4 protein-coding genes are annotated in these 6,096 nt (G+C 68.3%); 3 read left to right on the top strand and 1 reads right to left on the bottom strand.

Annotated features, from left to right (window positions below; genetic code table 11):
- Positions 1-182 precede the first annotated feature (182 nt).
- The 3 genes from urtE to GBZ26_RS25990 all read left to right on the top strand — a co-directional run bounded on the left by urtE (position 183) and on the right by GBZ26_RS25990 (position 4,660).
- Positions 183-878, top strand: a complete 696-nt coding sequence (gene urtE / locus GBZ26_RS26000; protein ID WP_094306347.1) for an urea ABC transporter ATP-binding subunit UrtE — start codon at positions 183-185, stop codon at positions 876-878.
- A 182-nt stretch (positions 879-1,060) separates the two neighbouring features.
- Positions 1,061-2,461 carry a dipeptidase gene (locus GBZ26_RS25995; protein WP_174441318.1) on the top strand — a complete coding sequence of 467 codons (1,401 nt, stop codon included), beginning with the start codon at positions 1,061-1,063 and terminating at the stop codon, positions 2,459-2,461.
- A gap of 507 nt (positions 2,462-2,968) precedes the next feature.
- Entirely contained in the window at positions 2,969-4,660 is a 1,692-nt protein-coding gene (locus tag GBZ26_RS25990; protein WP_174441317.1) for a methyl-accepting chemotaxis protein, read from the top strand.
- A 95-nt stretch (positions 4,661-4,755) separates the two neighbouring features.
- Here GBZ26_RS25990 and GBZ26_RS25985 read toward each other — a convergent pair whose 3' ends face one another.
- Positions 4,756-5,925, bottom strand: coding sequence for an ankyrin repeat domain-containing protein (locus GBZ26_RS25985; RefSeq protein ID WP_247884912.1), 1,170 nt, complete (start codon positions 5,923-5,925; stop codon positions 4,756-4,758).
- Positions 5,926-6,096: the final 171 nt, after the last annotated feature.

Here is a 6,096-nt window from a genome sequence, read left to right as displayed (position 1 = left end):
TGGGTGTGGTAGGATGCGTGCGTCAAACTCTACTCCCCTCGCTGGGGGGGGGGGGGGGGGGGGGGGGGGGGGCGCCCGAAGGGCGGAAACGCAGCCTCATTGCAGAGCTTTTCCGGCCTGCGGCCGCCCCCTCATCCTAACCTTCTCCCCAGAGGGGAGAAGGGATTCAGGAGAAAACAAGCATGCTCGACGTACGGTCTGTCGATCTCCATTACGGCGCGGCGCAGGCGCTGCGCGGCGTGTCGCTGACGGCGGAGGTGGGAAAGGTCACCTGCCTGCTGGGGCGCAACGGCGTCGGCAAGTCCTCGCTGCTGCGCGCCATCGTCGGGCTGAAGCCGGTGACCGGCGGGACCATCGCCTGGGACGGCGGCGACATCACGAAGCTCGCCCCGTCGGAACGGGCGCGGCGCGGCATCGCCTATGTCCCGCAGGGGCGCGAAATCTTCCCGCTGCTGACGGTGCGGGAAAACCTGCTGACCGGCTACGCGCCGCTGAAGCGCGCCGACCGCTCGATCCCCGACGAGGTGTTCGAGCTGTTCCCGGTGCTCAAGTCCATGCTCGACCGGCGCGGCGGCGACCTGTCGGGCGGGCAGCAGCAGCAGCTCGCCATCGGGCGGGCGCTGGTGACGCGGCCCCGCCTGCTGGTGCTGGACGAGCCGACCGAGGGCATCCAGCCCAGCATCATCAAGGACATCGGGCGGGCCATTTCCTACCTGCGCGACAAGGGCACGATGGCGATCCTGCTGGTCGAGCAGTATTTCGAGTTCGCCCGCGATCTGGCCGACGACTGGGCGGTGATGGAGCGCGGCGAGGTCATGCTGGCGGGCAGCCGCGACGGGCTGGAGGAGAGCGAGGTCCGGCGGTACCTGACCGTCTGACGCGCCTGCGTCCAGGGCATCCTCGCGAAGGCGGAGCCGCGGTTCCGCCATCCTGTGCTTCCCGTGGCGGGAACCGGGAACGCCGCCGTCGCGAGGATGGCACCCCTGCGCTTTGTGGAGCTTGGCGCGGAACCGCGATGCGCTACCATCGCTGCCATCATCCACACCGAAGGCAGTTCCGAATGTCGAGCGTCCTGTCAGCCGACCCCGTTCTCCAGCAGGTTGACCGCGGTTTCGAAGACTCCCTGGGCCGCCTCTGCGACCTGCTGCGCATTCCCAGCGTCAGCACCGATCCGGCCTACAAGGGCGACGTGCGCCGCGCCGCGGACTGGCTGGTGCGCGAGCTGAGCGGGCTGGGATTCGACGCCTCCGTGCGCGAGACGGCCGGCCATCCCGCGGTCGTCGCCCACCATCCGGGGCCGGGCGGCTCTGATGTGCCGCATATCCTCTATTATGGCCATTACGACGTGCAGCCGGCGGAACCGCTGGAGCTGTGGAACAGCCCGCCCTTTGAGCCGGCCATCGTCGAGGCCGAGCATGGCCGCCGCATCGTCGCCCGCGGCGCCGTGGACGACAAGGGTCAGGTGATGACCTTCATCGAGGCGTTTCGCGCCTGGCACGCCGTGCACGGCACCCTGCCGATCCGCGTGACCGTCCTGCTGGAGGGCGAGGAGGAGACCGGCAGCCCGAACCTGCTGCCCTTCCTGAAGGCCAATGCGGAGGAGCTGAAGGCCGACGTCTGCGTCATCACCGACACCAACGCCTGGAACATCGACACCCCGGCGATCACCACCCGGCTGCGCGGCCTGCTCTATGTCGAGGCGACGCTGCATGGGCCGAGCCACGACCTGCATTCCGGCATGTTCGGCGGCGCGGTGCTGAACCCGATCAACGCGCTGACCCGCATCCTCGGCCAGATCCACGACGAGGACGGCCGCGTCCGCTTCCCCGGCTTCTACGACGACGTGGCCGAGCCCACGGACGAGGAAAAGGCGATGTGGCGCGACCTCGGCTTCGACGAGGGGGCGTTCCTGGCCGGTGTCGGGCTGAAGAGCCCGGCGGGCGAGGCCGGGCGCAGCGCGCTGGAGCGGCTGTGGTCGCGCCCGACCTGCGACATCAACGGCATCTGGGGCGGCTACACCGGCGAAGGGTCCAAGACGGTCATCGCGTCCAAGGCGTCGGCCAAGCTGTCCTGCCGCCTCGTGCCGGCCCAGGACCCGGAGAAGATCCTGGCCGGCATCCGCAGCTTCCTGGAGGAGCGGACCCCGGCGGACGGACGCTGGGAGTTCAAGGTGTTCGGTCGCTCGCCGGGTGTCCAGGTGCCGACCGACAGCCCCTATCTGCGCGCCGCCATGGCGGGGCTGGGCGACGTCTTCGCCAACAAGCCGGCACTGGTCGGCAGCGGTGGCTCGATCCCGGTCGGCGGCTACATCCGGCAGGCGCTGGGCTTCGATTCGATCTTCGTCGGCTTCGGGCTTGAGGATGACCGCATCCATTCGCCCAACGAGAAGTTCGAGGTGAAGTGCCTGCACAACGGCATCCGCTCGCACGCGGCCATGCTGGCGCGCTTCGCCGCTCTCTGATCCGTCCCGGTCCGCAAGTTTTCGTGGTTCAGCCCGCGGCTGCGCATCACGCGCCCGCGGGCTTTTTTTGCGCCTTTGGCATCCACTGGCGTTCCGTGAGGCCTCCGGCGAAACAAACGTTTCTCAAGTGAGAAACTTTGCAAAACCATCAATGCAATAAATAAAAAGAAAAAAGTTTTTAGCTTTCATAACGATTTAATGGTTAGTTTACTTATGATGTGAGATAAACAGTGAGATGAGTGCAGTACCGGTTGGCATCGGCGCGCGGCGTGGAATGTCAAAAGGCCTTGTGGCATAGATTAAAATGAATCATGAACCCGTTGTCGACGTCAAGCGTGTGAGCTTTGCGCTCCTGCGTTGGGGAAACTCTTGCGTAATCTGCATCCCTGTCGGCATCGCGCGTGTCGTGATCGGTAGATCCCTTAGAAACGCGTGCAGACAAAAAAACTGAAGTTCTGCACAAGGCGGCGCGCTGGTTTGCTCGGGAATTTGTGGAGGGAATGTCGCATGTCTGTTCTATCGAACATCACGATAAAAGCGAAGATCGTGTCTTCGTTTTCCACACTCGTCATGTTCATCATCGCATTGGGTCTTTTCAGCATAGACCGCATTTCGACGGTGAATGACGCGGGGAAGGACATCCGCGACAACTGGCTGCCGAGCGTCGGCGAGATTGCCCGGATGACCGATTATTTCGAGTTCTACCGGATTCTGGAGTCCGCGCACATTCTATCCACCGAGCCTGCCCAGCAGGCCGAGGAGGAGAAGACCATGGCGGCGACCCTGGGGGACTTCCAGGACGCGGTTCGCAAATATGAATCCATGCTGACCCCCGGCTACGAGACCGAAACGTTCCAGAAGCTCATGGGCCATTGGGAGCGTTACCAGGAACTGAGCCACCGAAAATTGCTTCCGCTGTCCCGGGACAATCGCAACGACGAGGCGACCGCGCTCTACAAAGGCGAATCGCGCGTCGAGTTCCGTAAGGCCCAGGCGCTCATGCGCGACCTCATCCAATTCAACATCCGCAACGGTCGCGTTGCCGCCGACCAGGGCGAGGCGACCTACGGGTCGAGCAAGACCCTGCTCATCGCCGCGATCTCCGTCGTGACACTCCTCGGCGCCGTGATGGGGCTGCTGATCGTCGCCGGCGTGTCCAAGCCGATGCAACAGCTCACCGGGGTGATGAACCGGCTGGCGGGGCGCGAGCTGACGGTCGCCGTGGACGGTGCGCAGCGCAAGGACGAGCTGGGTGCCATGGCCCGCGCCGTCCAGGTCTTCAAGGACGGGCTGATCGAGGCGGACCGGCTGGCTGGCGCCCAGGCGGCGGAACAGGCGTCCAAGCAGCGCCGGGCGGAAGCCGTGGACCGGCTGGTGGGCCGCTTCGGCGATTCCTCCGCGGCCTCCCTGCGCACGGTGGCGGCCGCCGCCTCGGAGTTGGACGCCACCGCCCACAGCATGACCTCCATGGCCGAGCGGACCAACATCCAGGCGACCGCCGTCCAGGCGGCGGCGGAGCAGACCAGCGCCAACGTCCAGACCGTCGCGTCGGCTACGGAGGAGATGGCGAGTTCCATCCGCGAGATCGCGACGCAGGTGTCGCGCTCCTCGCAGATCGCCGGGCAGGCGGTCGAGCAGGCGACCCGCACCAACGAGACGGTGCGCGGTCTGGTCGAGGCCGCGCAGAAGATCGGCGAGGTGGTCAGCCTCATCACCAACATCGCCAGCCAGACCAACCTGCTGGCTCTGAACGCGACCATCGAGGCCGCCCGGGCGGGCGAGGCCGGCAAGGGCTTCGCCGTCGTCGCCGGCGAGGTGAAGCATCTCGCCTCCCAGACCGCCAAGGCGACCGACGAGATCGCCGCCCAGATCGCCGCCATCCAGGGCGCGACCGACGGCGCGGTGCGCGACATCTCCGCCATCGGCGGCATCATCGGCCAGATCAACGACATCTCGACCGCCATCGCCGCCGCCATCGAGGAGCAGGGCGCCGCGACCAACGAGATCTCCCGCAATGTCCAGGAGGCTGCGACGGGCACCCACCAGGTCTCCGGCAGCATCACCGAGGTCACGCTGGCCGCGGGTGAGACGGGTGCGGCTGCCGGTCAGGTGATGAGCGCGTCGGGCGAACTGGCCCGCCAGTCGGAAACGCTGCGCAAGGAGATCGAGAGCTTCCTGGCGGAGATCAAAGCCGCCTGAACGGGTAACGGCTCGGAATTGGGTTCGGCAGGATCGACATGCGAAAGCGGCGGGCGTCCCTGGGGGCGCCCGCCGCTTTCTGCTTGGCGTGCCGGTCAGTGCGGCTTCAGCGCCTCGACCACCTGCATGTGGCCCTGCAGCGCGCCGAGGGTGAGGGCGGAGTTGCCGGCGGTGTCCATGCGGAACGGGTTGGCGCCGCGCTCCACCAGCATCCGGGCCACGCGGTCGTGGCCGTTGTTGGCGGCGTACATCAGGGCCGACCAGCCGTGGCTGGCCACCCGGTCCACCGACACGCCGCGGTCGACCAGGATCTTTACGACCCCGTCATGGCCGCGGGCGGCGGCGGCCATCAGCGCGGTCTTGCCGTCGTCGTTGGTGGCGTCGAGTTCGGCCCCGGCGGCGGCCAGCGCGTGGATCACCGCCTCGTGTCCGCCCCAGGCGGCGTACATCACCGCGGTGGCGCCGTCGGCGGTGCGCAGTTCCGTCTTGGCCCGGCGGTCGATCAGCAGCCGCACCGCGTCGGTCAGCCCCTGTTCGGAGGCCAGCATCAGCAGGGTCTTGCCGTTGTCCACCCGCTTGTTCGGATCGGCGCCGCCGTCCAGCGCGCGCTTCAGCTCGTCGGTCCGGCGCATCAGGGCAATGGCGCCGTCACGGCTGTCCAGGCCGGGCCGCACCTCGGCGGTGGCCGCCGGCGCCGACGGGGTGCCGGGTGCCGCCGAGGCCGTGGGCATGGCGGGAAGCACGCGCCCTTCGCCGGCCGCCTTGATGCGGTCGCGCAGGTCGCCGGTGTTGGGGGCGACGATCAGGGCGCGCTCGTAGAAGCGCCGCGCCTCGTCCCAATTGCCGTCGCGCTCCGCCAGCGAGGCCCAGCGGCGGTAGGTCTCCTCCATGGTCGTCAGGAGTTCCTGGATCTCCGGCGTCGCCGGGGCGATCTCGCGCAGCCGCGACACCGTCTCGTAGGCGTTGTTGTTCGGCGGCGTGGTCAGCAGCTTGGCGGCGATCTGGCGGCGGGCCTGATCGACCAGGGTGCGGACGCGCGGGTTCAAGCCGTTGTCGCTGGCGGAGAAGGGCGTGGACGCCGTGGGCGCCGCGGGCTGGGGCATCGCCGGAGCCGCCATCTGGGGCGTCGGCTCATCGACCAGCGGGGGCAGGGTGGCGGAGCCGGTCGGGCCTTCGCTCTGCTCCGTGCGGTACTCCGTCGCCCGCGGCTTGGGCGGCTGGGCATGCTCCGCGGCCAGCGGGTCGGCCGCCGGCGGTTTCGGCATCTGGGCCGAAGGGGCGACGGGCGGCTGTTCCGGCTTCGCCGGAGGGGCCGGGTCGAGCTTGGCGACGGTCGTCGGCGTGGGCGGCGCCGCCGCGGCGGGGGCCCGGGGCCGCGGCGGGGGCTGGGCCGGGGGCCGGGGTGGCCGGGGGGCCCATGGCGGTGCCTTTAAAAC

It is taken from the genome of Azospirillum formosense (assembly GCF_013340925.1).
Taxonomy (GTDB): domain Bacteria; phylum Pseudomonadota; class Alphaproteobacteria; order Azospirillales; family Azospirillaceae; genus Azospirillum; species Azospirillum formosense.
Note: the sequence above shows the minus strand (reverse complement) of the source record. Positions and strands in the feature narration are given on the sequence as shown.